The organism is Celeribacter indicus (assembly GCF_000819565.1).
GTDB classification, from domain to species: domain Bacteria; phylum Pseudomonadota; class Alphaproteobacteria; order Rhodobacterales; family Rhodobacteraceae; genus Celeribacter; species Celeribacter indicus.
In genome coordinates, this window is the sequence record NZ_CP004393.1 from 172,404 (window position 1) to 192,896 (window position 20,493).

20 protein-coding genes are annotated in these 20,493 nt (G+C 65.0%); 5 read left to right on the forward strand and 15 right to left on the reverse strand.

The window, feature by feature from the left end; all coding sequences use genetic code 11:
- Window positions 1-22: 22 nt before the first annotated feature.
- The 10 genes from dctP to cehH form a co-directional block, all read right to left on the reverse strand.
- Window positions 23-1,009, reverse strand: coding sequence for a TRAP transporter substrate-binding protein DctP (gene dctP, locus P73_RS00880; RefSeq protein ID WP_082033084.1), 987 nt, complete (start codon window positions 1,007-1,009; stop codon window positions 23-25).
- A 53-nt stretch (window positions 1,010-1,062) separates the two neighbouring features.
- A complete protein-coding gene (locus P73_RS25440) occupies window positions 1,063-1,296 on the reverse strand; it encodes a hypothetical protein (RefSeq protein ID WP_144401200.1) in 234 nt (77 codons plus the stop codon).
- 60 nt (window positions 1,297-1,356) lie between these two features.
- Window positions 1,357-1,959 carry a maleylpyruvate isomerase N-terminal domain-containing protein gene (locus tag P73_RS00885; RefSeq protein WP_202966930.1) on the reverse strand — a complete coding sequence of 201 codons (603 nt, stop codon included), beginning with the start codon at window positions 1,957-1,959 and terminating at the stop codon, window positions 1,357-1,359.
- Window positions 1,959-3,065: a cupin domain-containing protein gene (locus P73_RS00890; protein WP_043868059.1), complete on the reverse strand. Its 1,107-nt coding sequence runs from the start codon at window positions 3,063-3,065 to the stop codon at window positions 1,959-1,961. Before P73_RS00890 ends, P73_RS00885 begins: the two co-directional genes overlap by 1 nt.
- 28 nt (window positions 3,066-3,093) lie before the next feature.
- Complete coding sequence (gene maiA / locus P73_RS00895; RefSeq protein WP_043868060.1) at window positions 3,094-3,741, reverse strand: maleylacetoacetate isomerase; 648 nt, start codon at window positions 3,739-3,741, stop codon at window positions 3,094-3,096.
- A 13-nt stretch (window positions 3,742-3,754) separates the two neighbouring features.
- Window positions 3,755-4,453: a fumarylacetoacetate hydrolase family protein gene (locus P73_RS00900; protein ID WP_043868061.1), complete on the reverse strand. Its 699-nt coding sequence runs from the start codon at window positions 4,451-4,453 to the stop codon at window positions 3,755-3,757.
- A gap of 53 nt (window positions 4,454-4,506) precedes the next feature.
- Window positions 4,507-6,417 carry a TRAP transporter permease gene (locus P73_RS00905; protein ID WP_202966931.1) on the reverse strand — a complete coding sequence of 637 codons (1,911 nt, stop codon included), beginning with the start codon at window positions 6,415-6,417 and terminating at the stop codon, window positions 4,507-4,509.
- A 94-nt stretch (window positions 6,418-6,511) separates the two neighbouring features.
- Window positions 6,512-7,480: a TAXI family TRAP transporter solute-binding subunit gene (locus tag P73_RS00910; protein WP_043868063.1), complete on the reverse strand. Its 969-nt coding sequence runs from the start codon at window positions 7,478-7,480 to the stop codon at window positions 6,512-6,514.
- 57 nt (window positions 7,481-7,537) lie between these two features.
- Window positions 7,538-9,157 carry a salicylyl--CoA ligase gene (gene cehG, locus P73_RS00915; protein WP_052452969.1) on the reverse strand — a complete coding sequence of 540 codons (1,620 nt, stop codon included), beginning with the start codon at window positions 9,155-9,157 and terminating at the stop codon, window positions 7,538-7,540.
- A 116-nt stretch (window positions 9,158-9,273) separates the two neighbouring features.
- Entirely contained in the window at window positions 9,274-10,416 is a 1,143-nt protein-coding gene (gene cehH / locus P73_RS00920) for a salicylyl-CoA hydroxylase (RefSeq protein ID WP_043868064.1), read from the reverse strand.
- Between the two features lie 88 nt (window positions 10,417-10,504).
- Between cehH and P73_RS00925 the strand changes: the two genes are divergently transcribed.
- The gene (locus tag P73_RS00925) at window positions 10,505-10,909 is read left to right on the forward strand and encodes an acyl-CoA thioesterase (protein ID WP_043868065.1); all 405 of its coding nucleotides are present in this window, start codon (window positions 10,505-10,507) and stop codon (window positions 10,907-10,909) included.
- Entirely contained in the window at window positions 10,906-11,727 is an 822-nt protein-coding gene (locus P73_RS00930) for an IclR family transcriptional regulator (RefSeq protein ID WP_052452970.1), read from the forward strand. Before P73_RS00925 ends, P73_RS00930 begins: the two co-directional genes overlap by 4 nt.
- A gap of 42 nt (window positions 11,728-11,769) precedes the next feature.
- Here the strand turns inward: P73_RS00930 and P73_RS00935 are convergent, their stop codons facing one another.
- Together P73_RS00935 and P73_RS00940 are read right to left on the reverse strand one after the other, a co-directional pair.
- The gene (locus P73_RS00935; protein WP_043868066.1) at window positions 11,770-12,900 is read right to left on the reverse strand and encodes an OmpP1/FadL family transporter; all 1,131 of its coding nucleotides are present in this window, start codon (window positions 12,898-12,900) and stop codon (window positions 11,770-11,772) included.
- A 387-nt stretch (window positions 12,901-13,287) separates the two neighbouring features.
- Complete coding sequence (locus P73_RS00940; RefSeq protein ID WP_139267150.1) at window positions 13,288-13,779, reverse strand: flavin reductase family protein; 492 nt, start codon at window positions 13,777-13,779, stop codon at window positions 13,288-13,290.
- Between the two features lie 128 nt (window positions 13,780-13,907).
- On the opposite strand from P73_RS00940, the gene P73_RS24210 reads away from it, so the two are divergent.
- Entirely contained in the window at window positions 13,908-14,540 is a 633-nt protein-coding gene (locus tag P73_RS24210; protein WP_052452971.1) for a TetR/AcrR family transcriptional regulator, read from the forward strand.
- Window positions 14,541-14,567: 27 nt separating this feature from the next.
- Here P73_RS24210 and P73_RS00950 read toward each other — a convergent pair whose 3' ends face one another.
- From P73_RS00950 to P73_RS00960, 3 genes are all read right to left on the reverse strand, one after another.
- A complete protein-coding gene (locus P73_RS00950) occupies window positions 14,568-15,746 on the reverse strand; it encodes an acyl-CoA dehydrogenase family protein (RefSeq protein ID WP_052452972.1) in 1,179 nt (392 codons plus the stop codon).
- Between the two features lie 301 nt (window positions 15,747-16,047).
- Window positions 16,048-16,602 carry an ActR/PrrA/RegA family redox response regulator transcription factor gene (locus P73_RS00955; protein ID WP_043868067.1) on the reverse strand — a complete coding sequence of 185 codons (555 nt, stop codon included), beginning with the start codon at window positions 16,600-16,602 and terminating at the stop codon, window positions 16,048-16,050.
- Between the two features lie 74 nt (window positions 16,603-16,676).
- Window positions 16,677-17,306: an SCO family protein gene (locus P73_RS00960; RefSeq protein ID WP_043868068.1), complete on the reverse strand. Its 630-nt coding sequence runs from the start codon at window positions 17,304-17,306 to the stop codon at window positions 16,677-16,679.
- A gap of 142 nt (window positions 17,307-17,448) precedes the next feature.
- On the opposite strand from P73_RS00960, the gene regB reads away from it, so the two are divergent.
- Window positions 17,449-18,792, forward strand: a complete 1,344-nt coding sequence (regB, locus tag P73_RS00965) for a sensor histidine kinase RegB (protein WP_420836125.1) — start codon at window positions 17,449-17,451, stop codon at window positions 18,790-18,792.
- Window positions 18,793-18,875: 83 nt separating this feature from the next.
- A complete protein-coding gene (locus P73_RS00970) occupies window positions 18,876-20,462 on the forward strand; it encodes a PAS-domain containing protein (protein WP_043868070.1) in 1,587 nt (528 codons plus the stop codon).
- The last annotated feature ends 31 nt before the right edge of the window (window positions 20,463-20,493 follow it).

The window sequence follows — 20,493 nt, forward strand, 5'->3', positions numbered from 1 at the left end:
GCATGAGCGGGGGAGTCTTTGGCTATTGTGCGCCGGTCATGAGGCCATAGAGCTTTTCACCGAGTTCCGGCGCCCGCGACCTGATAATGTCCCAGGTCGCGTCATAGGCGATCTGCGTGAAGCGTTCGGCATCTCCCTCGGGCAGCGTCGCGATCTCGATATTGCCTTCCTCGACCATCTGCGCGCCGATCGCGGCATCCTTTTCCGCCATGCTCGCGGAAATCTGGTTCTCGAGATAGAGTGCCTTCTCGTGGAGATAGGCCTTCTGCTCCTCGGACAGCCCTTCCCAGGTGTCGAGGTTGATCGCCACGACGACCACCGCCGAATAGAAGCCTGGGTCGATGCGGTAGTTGACGACCTCATGCAGGCCAAGCGCCGGCAGGATCGAATTCACATTCGCAAACCCGTTGATCACACCGCGTTCGACCGCGGTGTAATAATCGTTGACCGGCGTGTTGATCGCCTGGATCCCCGCCCCTTCGAAAAACGACTTCCAGGTGTTCGACGATCCCAGCCGCCGGTCCTTCAGGTCGTCCAGCCCGTTGACATCGAATGTGGTAAAGACATGAAGCGGCGCGCCCGCGCCATATTGCGCCAGAAGCCGCACATTTGCCCGCTCCGCGAGCGCGTCGTTGAGCAGGTCCCAGGCGCCGTTCTCCCGCTGGGTCTCGGGCGAGACGCGCGCGGCCGGAAGGCCCTCGGCACCGGGCACGAAAGCGGCGAAATAGGACGGCGGCACCGCAATGAGATCGAGCACACCGCTCCGGAGCGCCGCGGGCATGTCGGGGGCGGGCACGGATTCATTGCTCACCACCGGCCCGATCTTGACGAGCCCGTCACCCTCCGCATTCACCGCATCGACGAATTCGTCGAAGGCCTGGCGCGAGAGATAGGTCTTGTTGGGAACGAAAACTCCCGCGCGAAGCTGGGCTTCCTCAGCCTGAGCCGGGGACCCGGCAGACATGCAAACAGAAAGCGCTGCCATTACAGCGCATGCAAGACGTTTCATGATTTATCCTCCTCCCGTGGAGTTCCCCCTCGGGACTCCCGTCGTATCGGTTTTCAATCCGATCCTGCCGGCTCCACGCGGCTGGCCGCAGGATTCTTCCGGGATTTCCCTTCTTGATCCATGGTCGCGGCACGACGGTCGAGGTGCTGTCCGGCAGGGCGGATGGAGAGAGCGTAGTGCAGGCGCCTGATATTCCCCAATGAAACTTCGGTCTTCGGAACATGAGGAAAAATCATGAAGATGCTGCAAATGCAGAAAGGCAAGGCAGATGCCATCGTGCGCGGCATCGCCCCTCCTGCGAAAGCCGCAGGAGGGGCGCGCGCCCCGGACCTTCCGGTCGCGTGATTTCAGGCGTTTCTGAGGTATTTTGGGATGTCTTGTGGCCTTGCGCCGTTGGCGAGGTCGATGGCGGCCTGCCAGATGTGTCGGGCGCGGCGGCGGGGCAGGGTGCGGGGGGTGGTGATGCTGCCGTCGGGCAGGGTGATCTGGCGGTCCCAGTCCGCGTCGGTGAGGTCGCGCCAGCAGACGTTGAGATGCACCGCGGAATGGTGGAACAGGTGCCGCAGCGCGCGCGCCGGCAGGGTTGCGGCGAGATCGGGGGAGGGCAGGGCCTCGGGCAGCTGCGGGATCGCGCCCACGCCGCTGCCCTCGTCGCCCCCGGCCAGCGCCTCGAGCGCCAGCGCCTCGTGGCGGGCGGCATAGCTCACGCGGGCCACGACATGCGCGCGCGTCAGCCCCGGCAGGGCCGAGGGCCCGGAGAGATCCGCATCCGGCAGTTCCATCAGCTTGCGCGCGAAATAGGCCGTGCCGCGGCGCGCCAGCAGCAGGTCCTCCGCCGGGGCGCGGGCGGCGTCGTAGCGCGCGCCCTTGCCCTGGCGGGCCTTCAGCGCGGCCCGCGCCGCGCCGTCGCGGTCGCCCGCAGTGTCGTCCGGCATGTCTTCCGCGGCCATCAGACCTGCCCCTCGACCTTCCTGCGCATGAAGGACAGCGCCTCCATGATCGGCGCGTCCGAGAAGCGGAACAGGTCGAACTGCGTCTCCGCCTGCAACGACCACGGCACCCAGGAGGGCACGACGAACATGTCGCCCGTCTCGAGCGGGGTCCTCTCGCCGTTCAGCACCACCGCGCCCCGGCCCTCGAAGACCTGGAACACGGTCGAGCCGACCTCGTTGCGCGTCGCCGTCTCGGTCCCCGCGCGCAGCCGGTGGAATTCGCAGCGGATCGTCGGCATCACGTCGCCGCCGGTGGTCGGGTTGACGTAACGGATCGCGGCATGGCCGGGCGCGACGGTGGCGGGCTGGCCCTCGTCCTCGAGCAAAAGCTGTTCGCTCAGCGCCCGGTCGGTGAACTCCCAGCGATAGGCGCCGATCGGCGAGGCGACAGTGTCCTGCAGCCCCGAGAGCGGCCGCAGGCCGGGATGGCACCAGAGCCGCTCGCCGCGCGAGAAGTTCGGCGTCGCGTAATCCGTCACCCGGTCCGAGCCGAATTCGAAGAAGCCCACATCCATCTGCTGGCTGAACGGAATGTCGAGCCCGTCGATCCAGGCCATCGGATGATCCGTGTCGTTGTGATGGCCGTGGAAACACCAGCCCGGCGTCAGCAACAGATCGCCGCGGCTCATGCGCACCGGATCGCCGTTCACCACGGTCCAGACGCCCTCGCCCTCGACGACGAAGCGGAAGGCGTTCTGGCTGTGGCGGTGTTCGGGCGCGGTCTCGCGCGGGCCGAGATACTGGATCGCCGCCCAGAGCGTCGGCGAGATATAGGCATGGGGCGCGAGGCCGGGATTGGCCAGCCCGATGGCCCGGCGCTCGCCGCCGCGGCCGACCGGCACCAGCTCGCCCGCCTTCTCCGCCAGCGGCAGCAGCGCGGACCATTTCCAGACATGCGGCACCGCCTTCGATTTCGGATGGATCGGCATCAGGTCGCCGAGCTGGGTCCAGAGCGGGATCAGGCTTTCGTCCTCGAACCCCTTGTAGAGCGCGCGCAGCTCGGGCGTGTCCTCGGGCTGCATCGCATGGTCGACGGTGTCGTGGTCGCGGGTATCGGTCAGCATGGCTGGGCCTCCTTGGGAAGGGAACGCCTTACGCGGCGTCCGGTTGATTGGGCGGGGCCGCCCTGGTGAAGGCGGGCAAATGCTCGAGCGCCTCCTGGATGCGCGCGAGGGTGGGCCAGGTGTCGAGCGGGATGCCGAAGCGGCGGTTGTTCCAGACCTGCGCATAGAGGCAGCAATCGGCCAGGCCCGGCGTCTCGCCATGGCAATAGGTGCCGGTGTCCTTCGATCTCGACAGCTCGGCCTCCAGCGCGTCGAAGGTCAGCGTCACCCAATGGGTGAACCAGTCCTTCTGCGCCGCCTCGTCGGCCCCGAACTGGTCGCGCAGCCGGAACAGCACGCGCAGGTTGTTGAGCGGGTGGATCTCGCAGGCGATCATATAAGACAGCGCCCGCACCCGCGCCCGCCCGTCGGGATCGGCGGGCAGGAGCGGCGGCTCGGGGTGGGTCTCCTCGAGCCATTCGATGATCGCGAGCGACTGCGTCAGGAACCGGCCCTCCCCGGTCTCGAGCGTCGGCACCAGACCCTGCGGGTTCTTCGCGAGGTAGTCCGGCCTGCGGGTCTCCCCGTCGCGCAGCACATAGGGGATATAGTCATATTCCAGCCCCTTGAGGTTCAACGCGGCCCTGAGCCGCGTCGAGGTGGAGGAGCGGAAGAAATTGTGCAGCTTCAGCGTCATCGCCTCAGGCTCCTCAGTCTTCGCGCGGGCCGATCGGGGTCTCGATCCTGCCCAGGCCTTCGATCTCCACGACGCAGGTGTCGCCCGGCACCAGCGGCCCGACGCCCGCGGGCGTGCCGGTCATGATCAGGTCGCCCGGCTGGAGCGTCATCGACTGCGACAGGATCGCGATGATCTCCGGCACCGACCAGATCAGCTCCGCGAGATCGGCGTCCTGTTTCACCTCTCCGTTCACCGTGAGCCGGATCGACCCCGTGTCCGGATGGCCGACCTGCGACACGGGATGCACCGGGCCGATGACGGCGGAGCGGTCGAAGGCCTTGCCCCAGTCCCAGGGCCGCCCCTGTTCGCGCGCCTTGAGCTGAAGGTCGCGCCGCGTCAGGTCGTTGCCGATGGCATAGCCCCAGACATGCGACAGCGCGTCGGCCTCCGCAATGTTCTTCCCGCCGGTGCCGATCGCGATGACCAGCTCGGCCTCGTAATGGAAGTTCTCCGTCTCCGGCGGATAGGCGACGGTCTCGCCGCTGTCGACCACCGCATCCGCCGGCTTGGTGAAGAAGAACGGCGGCTCCCGGTCCGGATCGCGCCCCATCTCCCGCGCATGCGCCGCATAATTGCGACCAACACAGAAGATCCGCCGCACAGGCAGACGCTCGTCCACCCCCTCAACCGCAACGCTCGCAGGCAGCGCAGGCGGAAATACATAGCTCATGAGATCGGTCCTTTCCTTTGTTTCGGTGTGCCCCGTCGGAACGGGGCGTCATGTCAGTGGCCGGGTTGCGCAGGGGGCGTATCCGGGAGATGTTCGGCCCGCCCCAGACGCCACAGGATGGCGAGGGCGACAAAGCCGGCGCCGTTGATCCAGAGCGTCGCCTCCCCGCCGATCCCCGGCGGCAGGAGCAGGGCGAGACCCGCAAGTCCGATGAGCACGCGGCGCATCATCCCCGTCGGCCCGTGCAGCCATCCGACGAAGGCCGCCGAGATGGCATAGACGCCGATCACCGCCGTCACCACCGCGGTCACGATATGGAAGGGATCCCCGATCAGCAGGAGTGCCGGCGAGAAGACGAACAGGAACGGCACGATATAGGCGGTCCAGCCGAAGCGCATCGCTTCCCAGGCGGTGGCCATCGGCGGCGCCTTTGCGATCGCGGCGGCAAAGAAGGCGCCGATGCCGATGGGCGGCGTCACCATGGACATCATGCCGAGGTAGAAGATGAACAGGTGTGCGGCAATCGGTTCGACACCCGATTGCACGAGTGAAGGCGCGATCAGCACGGCGAGGAGCAGGTAGACCCCCACGGTCGGCATCCCCATCCCGAGGACGAGGCAGACCACCGCGGAGATCAGCAGGAGGGTCAGAAGGCTGCCCTTGCCCAACCCGACCAGCGCGAAGGTGGCGGCAAAGCCGAGACCGGTGACGTTCAGCACCCCGATGATGAATCCAGCCGCCGCGGAAATCATGATGATATCGGTGATCGAATGGCCGGTTTCCACCGCCGCCTGCCAGAGGTCCGATAGTTTCATGCGGATTGCGCCATATCCTGTCGTCAGACCGATGAGCAGGGCCATGGCCCCGCCCCAGAGCGCCGCCGTTTCCGCACGCTGGTTGAAGAAGAACAGCGCGCTCACGATGGCGGCGAAGGGCAGGAGGAACACCCATCCCGCACGCATCACGTTGCGCAGGGGCGGGATCTCGGACGTGTCGAGAGGGGTGATCTTCTGTTTCGCGGCCTGAAGATCGGCCTGGGCGAAAAGCGCGACATAGTAGAGGAGCGCGGGCACGATGGCGGCGACCACGATCTCCGAATAAGGCATCTGGAGAATATCCGCCATGAGAAAGGCGACGGCGCCCATCACGGGTGGCGCGATCTGTCCGCCGGTGGAGGCAACGGCCTCCACCGCGGCGGCGGTCGTGCGTTTGAAGCCCGACTGCACCATGAGCCGGATCGTCACGACGCCGGTCGCCACGATGTTGGAGACGACGACGCCGGAGATGGAGCCGAAGAGGCCGGAGGCGACGATGGAGATCTTTGCCGCGCCGCCGCGCTGTTTCCCCATGGTCGCGATGGCGAAATCGTTGAAGAATTCCGCCCCTCCGGACCGCAGCAGGAGCTGACCGAAGAAGACGAAGGCCACGACGACCGTTGCCGCGACGTTCAGTGTCAGGCCCAGCAGCCCGTTCGGATCGAAGGCGAGATAGACCGCGAGGCGCGGGGGCGCGACCTCGCGGGTCTGGAGCGCGCCGGGCACGAGATGTCCGATCATGCCGTAGCCGGTGATCACCAGCACGACGATGACCAGCGTCCAGCCGACGGTCCGACGCAGGCCCTCGAGGATGAGCAGGAACATCAGCCCGCCCACGATCAGCGCATCCGCCGGCAGGCTCATGGCCCGGCCGACGAGGCTTGGATAGGCAAAGGCGATATAGAGCGACAGTCCGAGGCCAAGCGCGGCGAGGAGCCAGTCGATGCCGCGCCCGCTCACTTTCTGCGCCTCACCCTTTTCCGCCTTGCCCTTCATCAGGAAAACGAGCGCGAGGCTGAGCCCCAGCACGAGGGCCAGGAACTGTTCCGTGTAATAGGACAGCCCGAACCGCGCGGGGAGACCGGAGGCCTGTATCACGGTGAAGACGGTCAGCAGGCCGGCGAGAAGGCCGACGACCCGGCGTATCATGGCGGACGATCCGCGGAGAGGGGAGGCGCGTGTCATGGCGTCACGTCTTGGTCGCGGGAGGCGCAGGACGCCTCCCTTATGTATCGGGACAGGGTCATTGCGCCGGGGTCTGCGCGATGCCGCGCGCCTCGAAAAAGGCCGCCGCGCCGGGATGGTATTCGACACCGGGGTAGGCCTTGTAGGCGGTTTCGAGATCCAGCGCGCCAAGCGGCGGATAGGCGGCGGCGATCGCCTCCTTCTCATCGAAGAGCACGGCGAGCAGATCGGCGACCTGTTCATCGGAGACATGCGCGCCAGTCAGCAGCACGTTGTCCCAGGTCACGAAGGCCATCGGCTCCTTGACCCCGACGCGCACGGGGGCCGGTTCCACCTCGGTGAAGTAGAAGGCCGGGCGCACCTCCTGGATCTTTGCGAGCGTCTCCTCGTTGGCCTCGACCGTCAGGTAGCGCACGCCACCCACCGCGGCATCGACCTCGGCCACTTTCGGCCCGCCCAGGGCAAAGAACGCGCTGTCGACGCGGCCGGAGGCCATGTCGTCCGATCCGCGGATCAGTTCGGGGACCGGCACCTGTTTCACATCGTCCCACGTCAGACCGCCGGCGGCGAGAATGGCGGAAATGTGCGAACGCGCGATGGGGAACGCGTCCCAGCCGGAGGGTACGCTCCTGCCCTCGAGATCTGAGACCGCGGTCATGCCCGAGCTTTCCTTGACATAGAGACCGACGGGAAAGGGATTGACCCGTGCCACCAGGCGCAGGTTCGGCATGGCCATGCGATATTCACCCGTGCCCTGGACAGCGGTGATCACGTCATTAACGTCGTTGAGCGAGAATTCCGCAAGCTGGTCGTTCACCGCCTGCATCATCTGCGCATTGCCGCCATAGGGCTGCACCACCACGTTCATCGCACCGCTTTCGCGCGCCTGCCCGGCGATGACGCTCGCCATCGTGTTCCAGACAGAGCCTTGCGGCGGTGTAGAAAAGGACGACACCTGCGCCACGGCGGCAGATGATGCCCCGACCGTGACGGCGCAGGCGATTGCCAGGTTTCTCAGGATCTTCATCGCGTTTCCTCCCAGATGATAATGAAGACTGTCTTTCGTGCGTGTCTCCGTTCCCGTTCAGGACTCCCCGGTCTCGACCAGCGCTTGCCGGTCGATCTTTCCGGTACCTGTCTTGGGCAGTTCCTCCACATATTCGAACAAGCGCGGCGCCTTGAATGGAGTCAACTGCGATTTCACATAGTCGCGCAGCTTGAGCGTCTGGTCGTCGCCGGCTCCCACCCCCGCAACGAGGCTGACGATCGCCCGGAGCGCCATCCGCTTGTCCGCGAGCTGCACCGCCAGCACGGCGCATTCGTGCACGTCCGGATGCTCGTTGAGACATCGCTCCACCTCCAGCGGCCAGACCCATTGTCCCGACACCTTGATCAGTTCGTCCGCCCGGCCCTGAAAGTAGTAATACCCGTCCCGCTCGATGAAGCGGTCGCCGGTATAGATCCAGTCGCCGCGCATCGTGTCGGCGGTCTTGTCGGGTCGGTTCCAGTAGGTCGGCGCGGAAGAATGGCCGCGCACGAACATCACCCCTTCCTCGCCTGGCTGGGCGGGTGTGCCCTCGGGCGTCTCGAGGCGCACCTCGTAGCCCGGAACCCGCGCCCCGGCCGCGCCGATCCGGTGATCGTCGAGCGCGTTCGACAGGTAGACGTGCAAAAGCTCGGTGGAGCCAAGCCCCTCGGTCGGACCATGACCAACCAACGCCTTCCACGCGGTATAGACATCCTCGGACAGGATTTCCGCCGCCGACATCGACTGACGCAGCGAGGACAAGTCATGATGGGTGATCGCGTCCGCGCGGGCCAGGGCCGTATAGAGTGTCGGAAGCCCGAAGAACACGGTCGGGCGGTAGGTTTCGATTGCCTCCAGCACCACCTCGGGACGCGGCTGGCCCGGCATCCAGAGGGACGTGGCGCCGATGGAGAAGGGGAAGATGATGGAATTGCCGAAACCATAGGCGAAATAGGCCTTCGGCACCGAATAACAGATATCGTCCTTCTCGAGCCTGAGCACATGCGCGCCGAAGCTCTGTTGCACATAGGCCATGTCGTGATGCAGATGGACGATGCCCTTCGGACGGCCCGTGGACCCCGAGGAATACATCCAGAACGCCATGTCGTCAGGGCCGGTCTCCGCCGCCTCCATCCTGGTGGAATGGCCGGACAGGAACTCAGCGGCAGTGATCTGAGCCGCACCGGAGACCGCGCCGTTGACGACGATCGTGGTCTCGAGCTCGGTTCCGTCGAGCGCCTCCCCGCCGAAGACCTGGGCCAACGCGGCATCCACAAGCGCGAAGCGTGCGCCGCTGTCTTTCAGGAAATAGTTGAGGACGTCGGATTTCGTCTGGATGTTCAGCAGGACCGGCACGAAACCCGCGCGCACCGCACCGAAGAAGGCGGCCGGGAAGCTCGGCGTGTCGTCGAGAAAGAAGGCGATCCGCTCGCCACGCGTGAGACCCGCGGCGACAAAGGCATTGCCCCAGCGGGACGCCTCCGCGATCAATTCGGCATAGCTCAGCGTTCCCAGCGGGCTGAGGACGGCGGTGCGGTCGGGATTGCGCGCCAGGTTCTGCCAGAGGATCTCCGAACAATTCCCGTGATCGGCTTTGACAAAGCCGATTTCTTCCGATCCCGAGGTGGTCTCCGCGACCGGATCGGTGATCGTGGCGGTGGTGTGCGAGGTGGTCATGTCAGTCATGTCTTCTCCCGGACATAGCTGTGGACTCCGGTGCGGGCACTTCTGGTCCCCGTCCGGCATGCGTTTCAAACAAGAGAACCGGGGCGTGCGCGTACCCCGGCGAGAAATCAGCCTGTTACGGTATTTCTTCGTGCGTAGTCGGCGGCGAATTTCGGTGCGATCTGCCGCAGCCTCTCCTCCGTCATCCGGCCGGAGCGCATCAGGTAGTCATGGGCGAAATCCATCGGCTCGAGGCGTATCTTCTCACCGAAACTCTCGTACCAACTGGCCGAGGTGTTGGCGGCATCCACGATCTTGCGTGCCACCGGCGGGCGCTCGGCCTGATAGGCCGCAAGCGCCTCGCCGATGTCGTCGTGATCCTTGAGCGCATGAACGAGGGCGATGGCATCCTCCATCGCGAGGCGCGTGCCGGACCCGATGGAGAAATGCGCCGTGTGCACGGCGTCGCCGATCAGGACATTGCGTCCGGCGATCCAGCTTTCGCACCAAAGCCGCGGGAACTGGCGCCACATGGACTTGTTGGTGACGAGCTGCGTGCCCTTCAGCACATCGCTGAACAGCTCGCTGCACAGCTTCGCGCTCTCTTCCTCGCCCATCTCCTCGAACCCATAGGCCCTGTAGGTCGCATCCTCGCATTCGACGATGAAGGTCGAGCGATCCGGGGCGAACCGGTAATGGTGCGCGTTCAGCGGTCCCTTGTCCGTCTCGATGAAGGTCTGGGTCAGCGTATCGAACGGAATCGTCGCCCCGAACCACGCGAAATGGTTGTCGAAATGCTCGACGGTCGGCCTGAACTGATCCTCGAGCGACCGGCGCATCAGCGAATTCAGGCCATCCGCTCCGATCACCAGGTCCGCGTCGAATTCGTCGAGCGACTGCACCACCGTGCCGAAACGGATCTCCACGCCGAGATCGCGGGCGCGATCCTTCAGGATCTCGATCAGCTCCAGACGCCCGATGGCGGTGAAGCCCACGCCATCCAGCGTCACCTGACCGGAAGGCAGGTTCAGCGTCATGTCCTGCCAGCGTTCCATATGCGGCACGATCAGGTCATGCGTCTCCGGATCGTCGGCTTTCAGGAAATCGAGCGCACGGTCGGAAAACACCACCCCGAAGCCGAAGGTCGCTCCTTCGGGATTCTGCTCCGTCACGCGCAGTTTCACATGCGGCAGCAGGCGGCGGATCAGGATAGCGGTATAGAGCCCGCCGGGCCCGCCCCCGAGGATTTCGATCTTGCTCAATGTGGACATGGTTCCTCCCTTCCACGGCTCTGGACCTTAGGTCGTGGATAAGATATATTTCTAAATCATGCAATTATTTTCATAATCAGGAAAAGAAATGCCCTCTGTTCTGACCGTCGACGTGACCTTCGGAGACTGCGACCCGGCCGGTATCGTCTTCTATCCAAATATCTTTCGGTGGATGGACGCCGCCTTCCAGAAACTCCTCCGGCCGCTCGGTGGCCATGACGCCGTTTGCGCGGAGTTCGGCACCATCGGTCTCGGCCTCGCCGATGCGCAGGCCCAGTTCCGCAGCACGATTCGAGACGGCGATCTTCTCGAGATCCATACCTCCTACGCGAACTGGTCGCGCAGGAGCGTCACCCTCGCCTATGAGGGCCGCGTCGATGGCCGTATCGCCTTCGAGGGGCGCGAAGTCCGCTGCCTTTTCATCCGCGGCGAAACCGGTATTGTCGCGGGGGACATCGGCGCCCTGCGCAGCAGACTGGAGAAAACGACATGACCGAAGAGGCGGGGCAGGGGTTGAAATCGCTCGATACCGCATTGGGCGTCCTGGCCTTCATGGCCCGGTGCGACGGCCCGATGACCCTCACCGACATCGCGCGCAGCTGTGCCATGCCGCCGAGCAAGCTGCACCGCTACCTGTCCTCCTTCGTCAGCGCCGGTCTGGTGAAACAGGAGGGACGGTCCGGGCGCTACGATCTCGGGCCGGAGGCGATGCAGCTTGGTCTTGCCTCCATTGCGCGGCACGATTTCGTCAACACCACCGCCGACGGACTCCCCGAGCTGACGCTCCAGACCGGCATGACCGCGCTGCTCGCGGTCTGGGCCAATGACGAAGCCATCGTGGTGCGCTGGCAACGCGGCATCTCCCCGACGGTGACGTCGATCGGGCTGGGTTCATCGATGCCGCTGCTGACCTCGGCAACCGGCCGCGTCTTCCTTGCCTACGGCTCGGACATCGCCACGCGGAAGGCGCGCGACAGGGAATTGCGCCGCGCCGCGCGCAAACCCTCCCTGCTGCCCGACATCCCCGCGACCGGCGCAGGGCTGGACAGCCTGCGCGACAGGATCCGCGACGAGGGCTATGCCCGTGTGGATGGGGATTTCATTCCCGGCCTCGTCGCCGCCGCCGCACCCATCATCGACTGGCAGGGGGAGGCGCAGGCGGTCGTGACGCTTGTCGGGGTCGCGCCGGAAACGGTCCGTCCCGACGCGCCGGAGATCGCCACCCTGCTGAACTTCTGCCGCACATGCAGCGTGGTGCGCGCACCCTCGGCGGCCACGGGTTCCTCCCGCAGGGTGCGTGTCGCGACCTGAGCGGCGCAGGACGGTCACGCCCTGCGCCTCACCCGAAAACCGTCAGAACCTCCACCCGTAGCCGATGGACACGATGAGGAAATCCGTGTCCATTTCCGCGCCGTCGCTGGGCCCGGTGCCGATGGCGCGGCTGTCGAAATCATACTCGATCCCGCCGGTCAGCTCCCGGCCGTTTCCAAGATCCTTGGTGAAACCCGCCGAAACGACGTTCGCGTCGATGGCGGGCAAAAGCGGCAGGTTGTTGACGAAATCCGTATCGAAATGCCGGTCCGCAACCGCCACGCCCCCGCGCAGCGTCAGGTCGGAGCGCAGTTCGTAGGACAGGCCGACGCGATAGACGTTCTGGCTGCGGAACCCGAACAGATCGCTGAACTGCGTGTCGCTCCAGTTGATCCTGAGATAGTCGCCCGCCAGCGTGAGCCTGTCGCTCAGCTCCACCGCGACGCCGATCCCCCATTGCTCGGGGAGGTCGATCTTCCCATCCACGGGGGCGAGGATATCCTCCGAATAGCCCGACAATTCGCCCATGTCGATCTTGCTCCCATACATCGCGCCGACGCTCACGGTATCGGTCGGCTTCCACAGGACGCCCGCCCGCAGGCCGACACCGGCCGCGGCTTCCAGCCCGTGATCCCCGACGCCCGGCAGGTTGTCGAGATCGAGGACATGGACTCCGACCGCCAGCGACGCGCCGAAGGCAAGATCCGGCGCGGGTTTGTAGGTGACGGTGGGTAGGATGATCGTGGAGGTGTAGAGACCCTTGGTCTCGTCCGGCCCACCCGTGTAGAGTTGATCGTCGTATTTCGCCGCCCCGCCGCCCGAAGCGGTCGAGACGCCGATGGTCCACTGATCCCCGAGCGGGCGGTTGTACCCGATCTCCGGCACCGGGGCGAAACCGGTCCCCTCGTTGTCGAAGCCTCCGAAAGTGCCTTCCATCCGCAGCATGATGAACTGCGCGTTCAGATCGAGCCGGTGACCGACGAAGGCCATCCCGGCGGGGTTGTTCGACGCGGCGAGCGCATCCTGCGGAAATGCCAGCGAAACGCCGGCCATGCCTTGTGCCTTGCTGCCGTAGCCGGTGAGTTGCGTGCCGTTCGTGGCCCAGGCGGGGCTGAGCGCGAAACCGGCAAGACAAAACCCCGCGCCCGCAAGCGTGTTGGTAAAGGTCTTCATGTAGTTCCTCCCGTTGCGGCGCCCTCTTGTTTCGATCTGCGTCAGACTGGATGCGGGGACGATCCGGATGGCACAGGGACATCCGACGGCTTCCCGCAGGGCCAGACCCTCGCATGCCTCCTCCCAAAGGCGTGTGGCGCCGTCAGAAAACGCTAGCCACGATTTCCATATTGGACAATTGCTTGCGAAATGAGAAAATTAGCGGAGGCCGCCGTAGGGGCGCCTTCAAGCTATTGTCTTGATTGAACTATTATTTTTCAGAATGTTACGTTGCGAAAAAATCATCTTGCACCGCACCTGCCGCTCGCACAACGGGACAGGTTTTCCCGCACCCAAAACCCATCCCAGTACGGGCAGAGACTCTCTCTCCCCATCGCTTGCAGACCCTCAGGAGGTCGGCTCCCCCGCCTTTTCCACCGGGTGAAAGGCGCGGCGATAATAGAAAACCGGCGCGCTGTCGGTCATGTCCACATCGACCACCTCCCCGACGAGAATGGCGTGATCGCCGCTCGCGTGGATCTCGTGGCGTCGGCATTGCAGGGTGACGAAGGCGTTGCGCAGCCGCGGGATTCCATGTGCGTCGGCCTCGAACGCATTGCCCGCGAACTTGTCGGCGCCGCGGCTGGCAAAACGCGTCGCGAGCCCGGTATGCGCCTCGTCGACGATATGGATGTTCCAGCGGCGGGCGGCCAGGAAGGCCGCATGGCATTCCGCGGTATCGGCGAGGCAGACGAGCACCAGCGGCGGCTCTGCCGAGACCGAACAGAAGGAACTGGCGGTAAAGCCGCACCATCCTCGCTCCGCATCCGTGGTGGTGACGATTGTGACGCCGCTGGGAAAACCCGAGAGGGCGTTGCGGAACTGGTCCTTTGTCATCATGAGAGCACCTGATTTGTCTGTGGTTGTCGGGGGATAGGGAAGGGGAGGCCACCCTGCCGGAGGTAAAGCGGGTGGCACTCGACTGCGATTTGACTATGCTCCCGGCGAGGCCGGAAGGAGCAGAACAGATGTCGGACCAGGGCGCAGACGGAAAGCGCGATCAGAACACCCGCGCGACGCAGATCGGAGATGCGGCGATCGAGGTCCTGGCGGCGCATGGCAGCCGCGGGTTGACCCATCGCGCGGTGGACCGCCATCTCGATTGGCCGGAAGGCACCACGAGCCGCTATTTCCGCACCCGCGACGCCCTCATGACCGCCGTCGTGCAGCGGCTGATCGACGTCGAGGTGGCGCATATTTCGTCTTGGCAGAAACAAGCCACCGTCGGGGAAGCGATGAGCCGGACGAGGATCGTCGAGGTGCTGGCCAAGGCCTTTCGCGACTGGATCGCCGGCGATACGCGGCAGATCGCGCGTTACGAGCTCTCGCTCGAGGGGCTGCGGCGCCCCGCCGTTCACGAGGCGATCCTGACCGGACGGCGGAAGCTTAACGGCATCGTGGAGCAGGCGCTCCGCGCCGCAGATTTCCCGAATCCGCCGATGCAGGCAACGCTGATCGTGTCCGGGCTCGATGGTCTGTGCCATGATCATCTCCTGCATCCCGAGATCGCCGTGGACCCTGACGAGGTCGAAGGAATCCTGCTGCGCTGGCTGGACGCCGAGCACGGCGCACCCGAAAGCGCATCGGCACCGGACACCTGATCCCGGCGCCGAGCCGTCCGGGTTGCCTCAGACGAAGGGGATATCCGGCTCCATCCCCGCCAGCACGCGGCCGTAGAGTTCGGCATTGGTGTTGAACAACAGGAAGGAATGCACCGAGATCGTGCGGATATCGCGCAGGATCGCGGGCATCGCGTCCTTCAGGTGGATAGCACTCGCCCCCGATCCCTGTTCGACGATCTCGCAGACCTCGCGCGCCAGCCTGATCGTCCAGGCGATATCCGACCGGCAGCGCACGCGCGATTCCATGTCCCATGCCGCGCCCGTGGTCATGTGCTGGTCCACGGTGCGGGTAAGGCGATAGGCGTGGAATTCGGCCTGGTCGAGTTTCGCCTGCGCCTCGGAGAGTTGCAGATGGGTGATCGGCGCCTCAGCCTGTTTGGAATAGCTGGTATAGGTGATGCCGCGCGTGGCAATCCGTTCCCGGAACAGCTTCAGCGCCCGCCGGGCGAGCCCGAGCGGCGTGCCGGTGGACACGGCACACATGATCGGCACGAAGGGCTGTCTGTAATAGGGATCGCCGGAGAGCGCGGACTCGCGATAATTGCCGTTCACGATATCCATGAAGGGAATCGTGCGGTGATCGGGCACAAAGGTTTCGCCGAGCACCACGGCATTCGACCCGGTGCCGATGAAGCCCGACACATGCCAGTCGTCCTGCACCTCGAAGGCCTCTTTCGGGATCAGGCAGGCGATCGGCGGGCCGCCTTCCTCCGGCATCATCGGGACAAAGATCCAGCCCGCGTGATGCTGACCGGAGGCAAAGGCGTACTTGCCCGACACCATGTAGCCACCCTCCGCGCGGCGCCCCTTTCCCGTGGGGGCGAAGATGCCCGCCGCGTAGGGCTTTTCGCTTTCGAGAAACTCGTCGAGCGCCTGATCGCCGAAGCCGCAGATCATGTGCCCGACAGCGTTGTAGATACACGCCACCCAGGACGTAGACGCATCCGCCTCGGCAATCGCGGCATAGGCCTCGAGTTGGGTCGTGGTCGCGGCCTGGCTGCCGCCGCGCAAGGTCGGCAGGGTCATATGCGGCAGACCTGCCTCGACGATGGCCGCGATGGCCGCGTCGGCGGGCCGCTTCAGGGCGAGCGTTTCCTGCGCGTGTTCGGCAACTGCCGGAGCCGCTTCGGCTGCACGCTGGACAAGCTCCATCGTTCCGACACCGTCGGTTATTTGCTGATTCATGATTTCCTCCCTTATGCGTCCCGATGGATCTCCACGATCACGGGACTTGTAGCTACAGATGTAGCGCTTTCAGGCTAAGCCGAAAAAACCGATCCGGGCAACAGATTTTTCGGCTTGAGAGCGTTGCTGCGCCAGCCGCAGGATAAGCCGTTTGATTTCAGTGCATTGTACGGACACCGCCGCAGACGACAACAGCCGTTCCGATCTCTCCACCCGCCGAATCCCGGCCCGCGCAGCAAATCACCCCCGTCCCATCAAGGCACGGGGAGCGCACATCCTGCCCGCGGAAGATGCGGAAGGTTCAGCGCGGAGAGCGTTTGGCGAGGATGCGTTGCAGCGTCCGGCGGTGCATGTTCAGGCGCCGTGCCGTTTCCGACACATTGCGGTCGCACAGCTCATAGACGCGCTGGATATGCTCCCAGCGCACGCGGTCGGCCGACATCGGATTTTCGGGCGGGGGCGGGAGTTCGTCGCCGCGCGCGAGAAGCGCATTGACGATGTCATTGGCATCCGCAGGCTTCGACAGGTAATCGGTCGCGCCGATCTTCACCGCCGCGACGGCGGTGGCGATGGCGCCGTAGCCGGTGAGCACGACGATACGGCTGTCGGGGCGCTTCTCCCGCAGGACTTCCACCACATCGAGGCCGTTGCCGTCCTCGAGCCGCAGATCGACCACCGCATAGGCCGGTGGACGGGCGGTGGCAATGGCCTTGCCGGCCGCGACGGTCTCGGCCGTTTCCACCTGGAAGCCGCGCTTTTCCATCGCGCGGGCCAGACGGCGCAGAAACGGCTCGTCGTCATCGACCAGAAGCAGCGAGAGATCCTCGCCCAGATTCAGCGTTTCCTCCTCGGACATGAGGTTCCTCCTGCCTTCGCGCGCACGTTTCAAGGTCGCGGCACTTTAAAGCGACCGCGTCGGCCGGTCAAACCTTACCCTGCGGCGTCCGCGAAACAGGCGATGCGATCGGCCATCTGCTCGGGCGTATCCTCGCGCCGGAAAAAGTCGACGAAACCGACTTCGGGGAAGACGAGATAGCTGAAGGTAGAATGATCCACGAGATAATAGTCGGAATCACCCTCCTGCTTCTTGTAATAAGTCTTGTAGGCCTGGGAGGCGGCCTTCACCTGCTCGGGCGATCCCGTCAGACCGATCATGTCCTCGTGGAACACGTCGGTGAATTCCTTCACCACCTCGGGTGTGTCCCGCTCGGGATCGACGGTGATGAACGCGGTCTGCACCTCATAGCCCCGCTCCTCGAGCAGACGTTGCGCATCGGCATTGCGCATGCTGTCGAGCGGGCAGACATCGGGGCAGAACGTATACCCGAAATAGAGGATCGTCGGCTTTGTGAAGACCTCACTGTCGGTCACGGTCTGACCGTCCTCGTTCACGAGCTCGAAGGGTCCGCCGATCGCCCCGGCCCCGCCGCTGACAGCAGACCCGCGGCATTGCGCGAAGCGATCCTCCTCCTGGCCGGGACGCAGGGCGTACCATGCCGTTGCGGCCAGGAGGGCGGCAACCGCAACACCGGCGGCAAGGGCAAGCGTTTTCGTCGACATCTTTTTCCTCCACGCGTTTCGCGGCATTGATCGGCACAATCGCAGGGACTAACAAGGGATTTATTGACGCAGAAGGATAAAAACTCTGTCAGCACCGGAAAACAGCACGGATCTCATCACCGAGGAGCGTCGGTCGAACTGGGTGCGCCTGCGCACCCTGAACATGGTGCGCTGGATCGCCATTGCGGGGCAGGTGGTGACGCTCGCCGTTGCCGTGCTGGCCTTCGGGCTGGAATTCGCGCCGGGCGGCTTCGCCCTCGTGATCGGCGCCTCGCTCATCCTGAACATCGTCACCACCGTCGTCTTTCCGGAAAACACCCGCCTGACCGAACGCGGCGCGACGCTCATGCTGCTCTTCGACATCTGCCAGCTCTCGGCACTGCTCTACCTGTCGGGCGGGCTGAACAACCCCTTCGCGCTTCTGATCCTCGCGCCGGTGTCGATCTCGGCCTCGGCCCTGCGTCCCAAATCCTCCGTTCTCATCGGCGGGGCCGCCATCGCGCTGGTCACGCTCCTGTCGCTCTACCACGTTCCGCTCGTCACCGGCAGCGGCACGGTCCTGTCCATCCCCTCGATCTTCCTGTTCGGGCAATGGGCGGGCATCGTGATCGGCGTCGTCTTTCTCGGCGTCTTTTCCTGGCGCGTCGCCTCGGAGATCCACACGATGTCCGAGGCCCTGCTCGCCACCCAGATGGCCCTCACGCGGGAGCAGAAGCTCACCGACCTGGGCGGCGTCGTCGCCGCGGCTGCCCATGAACTCGGCACGCCACTCGCAACGATCAAGCTCGTCTCCGGCGAACTCGTGGACGATCTGCGCGACTTTCCCGCGATGAAGGAGGATGCCCAGCTCATCAGCGAACAGGCCGATCGGTGCCGCGATATCCTGCGCTCCATGGGACAAGCCGGAAAGGACGATCTGCACATGCATTTCGTCCCGCTTCAGACGGTGGTCGAAGAGGCCGCGCACCCGCATATGGAACGCGGCAAGAGCGTGGTCGTGGACGTGCAGGACGAGACCTCCGAGGGTGAACAGCCCTATGTCTACCGCCGTCCCGAGATCATCCACGGCCTGCGCAACCTCGTCCAGAACGCCGTCGATTTCGCCGAGACGACCGTCTGGATCGACGTGAGCTGGACCCGTCGGAAGATCGTGGTGCGGATCATTGACGACGGGACGGGCTTTCCGGCCTCGGTGATCGGGCGCATCGGCGATCCCTTCGTCCGCAAGCGCCGCAATGAACAGGATATTTCGAAACGACCGGGATACGAGGGCATGGGACTCGGCCTCTTCATCGCCAAGACCCTGCTCGAACGCACCGGGGCCGAGATTTCTTTTGCCAATGGCACGGAGCGCCATGACATGTCCCCGCATACCGGGCACCGCTCGGGCGCCATCGTGGAACTGAGCTGGCCGCGCGAGCGGATCGGCGTGCCCGAGGGCGAACAGAAGAGGGCGCTTGGCAAGAACACCCCCTTCACCGCGTGAGCGTTCGGACGCTTAACCGCCCATTAACCAACAGATCCGACAGTCGGCCCGTTGCAGAAACATGTCCAGCAGCGGGAATCAGCATGACGACGGATCTTCTTTCGAACCTTGTGTCCCTCGCCCTGGGAAGCCTGTGTGTCGCGTTCATCGCGCTCTACGTCTTCGCCTGGCTCGCCTCGCACCGGGAGCGGAGGAAGAGGATCTCCATCGACGCGGAGCCGGAGGAGGTAATCTTTCTCTTCGACGACGAGACGATCGTGAACGCCACGCCCGCCGCAAGGCGCCTCCTTGAGACGGCGACGGCGACCGGCTCCGACTGGTCGCGCTTTCTCTGCGTGCTCCTTCCCCGCTTTCCCGACCTCCGAAGCGAGATGTTCGAACTTGCCGAGCGGGGCGAGATGCTCCTGGAGGCCCGCGACGGAAAGGCCGCACTGAAATGCGAATGGCGCCAGGGGCTCGCCCGGCTCGCGCTGCTGGACCGCAGCGCCGCGACGGACCGGGTCGAATTCGACCGCCATGCGCTCACGGCGATGGAACAGGAGCTCGACACCCTTCGCGAGATCGGCCTGCACCTTCCCTCTCTGGTCTGGCGCGAGACGCCGGAGGGGACGATCTGCTGGGCGAACGCCGCCTATCTCTCGCTTGCCGATGAGACGGTCTGCGAGGAGGAGACGGCAAGCTGGCCGCCCGCAACGCTGTTCGATACCGCCCTTCTCGGCGGCGCGGCGGAGGGCGAGGCCAGGCGTCTCAGCGTTCCATCCCCGGACGGCACCCTCCGCTGGTTCGAGGTCCACCGCTTCGAAATCGGCGGCGACCATCTCTTCGCGGCCAGTTCCGTCGACCGCACCGTCAGGGCGGAGGAAGCCCTGAGGGAATTCACGCAAACCCTGACGAAAACCTTCGCTCACCTCACCATCGGGCTCGCCATCTTCGACCGTGACCGCCGGCTCGCGCTGTTCAACCCGGCGCTGACCGATCTGACCAGCCTTCCGCCGGATTTCCTCATCGCGCGCCCGACGCTCATCGCCTTTCTCGACCGGCTGCGCGACCGCCGGATGATGCCCGAGCCCAAGGATTACAAATCCTGGCGGGAGGCCATGGCCGCGCTCGAAACCGCTGCGCAGGACGGCACATACGAGGAACTCTGGTCCCTGCCCGGTGGCGTGACCTACCGCGTCTCCGGCCGACCGCATCCCGACGGCGCCATCGCCTTCCTGTTCGAGGACATCTCCGCCGAAATGTCGCTTACCCGGCGGTTCCGTGCGCAGATCGAGACGGGGCAGGCCGCGCTCGACAGCCTGAAGGAGGCCATCGCCGTCTTCTCGAACGAAGGGACACTCGTCTTCTCGAACCTCTCCTACACCACACTTTGGGGTCTTGAGAAGACAGAGGGGCTTGCCGATACCTCCATCACGGAGGCCACCCGCCTCTGGCATTCGAAATGCGCGCCGAGCCCGATGTGGGGCGACATTCGCGATTTCGTCGGTCGTATGGGCGAGCGCAACGAATGGACCGGCGCCACCCGGCTTTGGGACGGACGCCGGCTGACCTGCCGGTTCGTGCCGCTCCCTTCCGGTCAGACGCTCGTCGGCTTCTCTCCCGAGGCGCGCACCACGCCGCTGCGTCCGCCGCTCGGTCCGCAGGCGGAAAGCCGTTTCCTGGAGATCTAGACGCCCGAGCCCCTTGTGTCCGCGCGCGCGC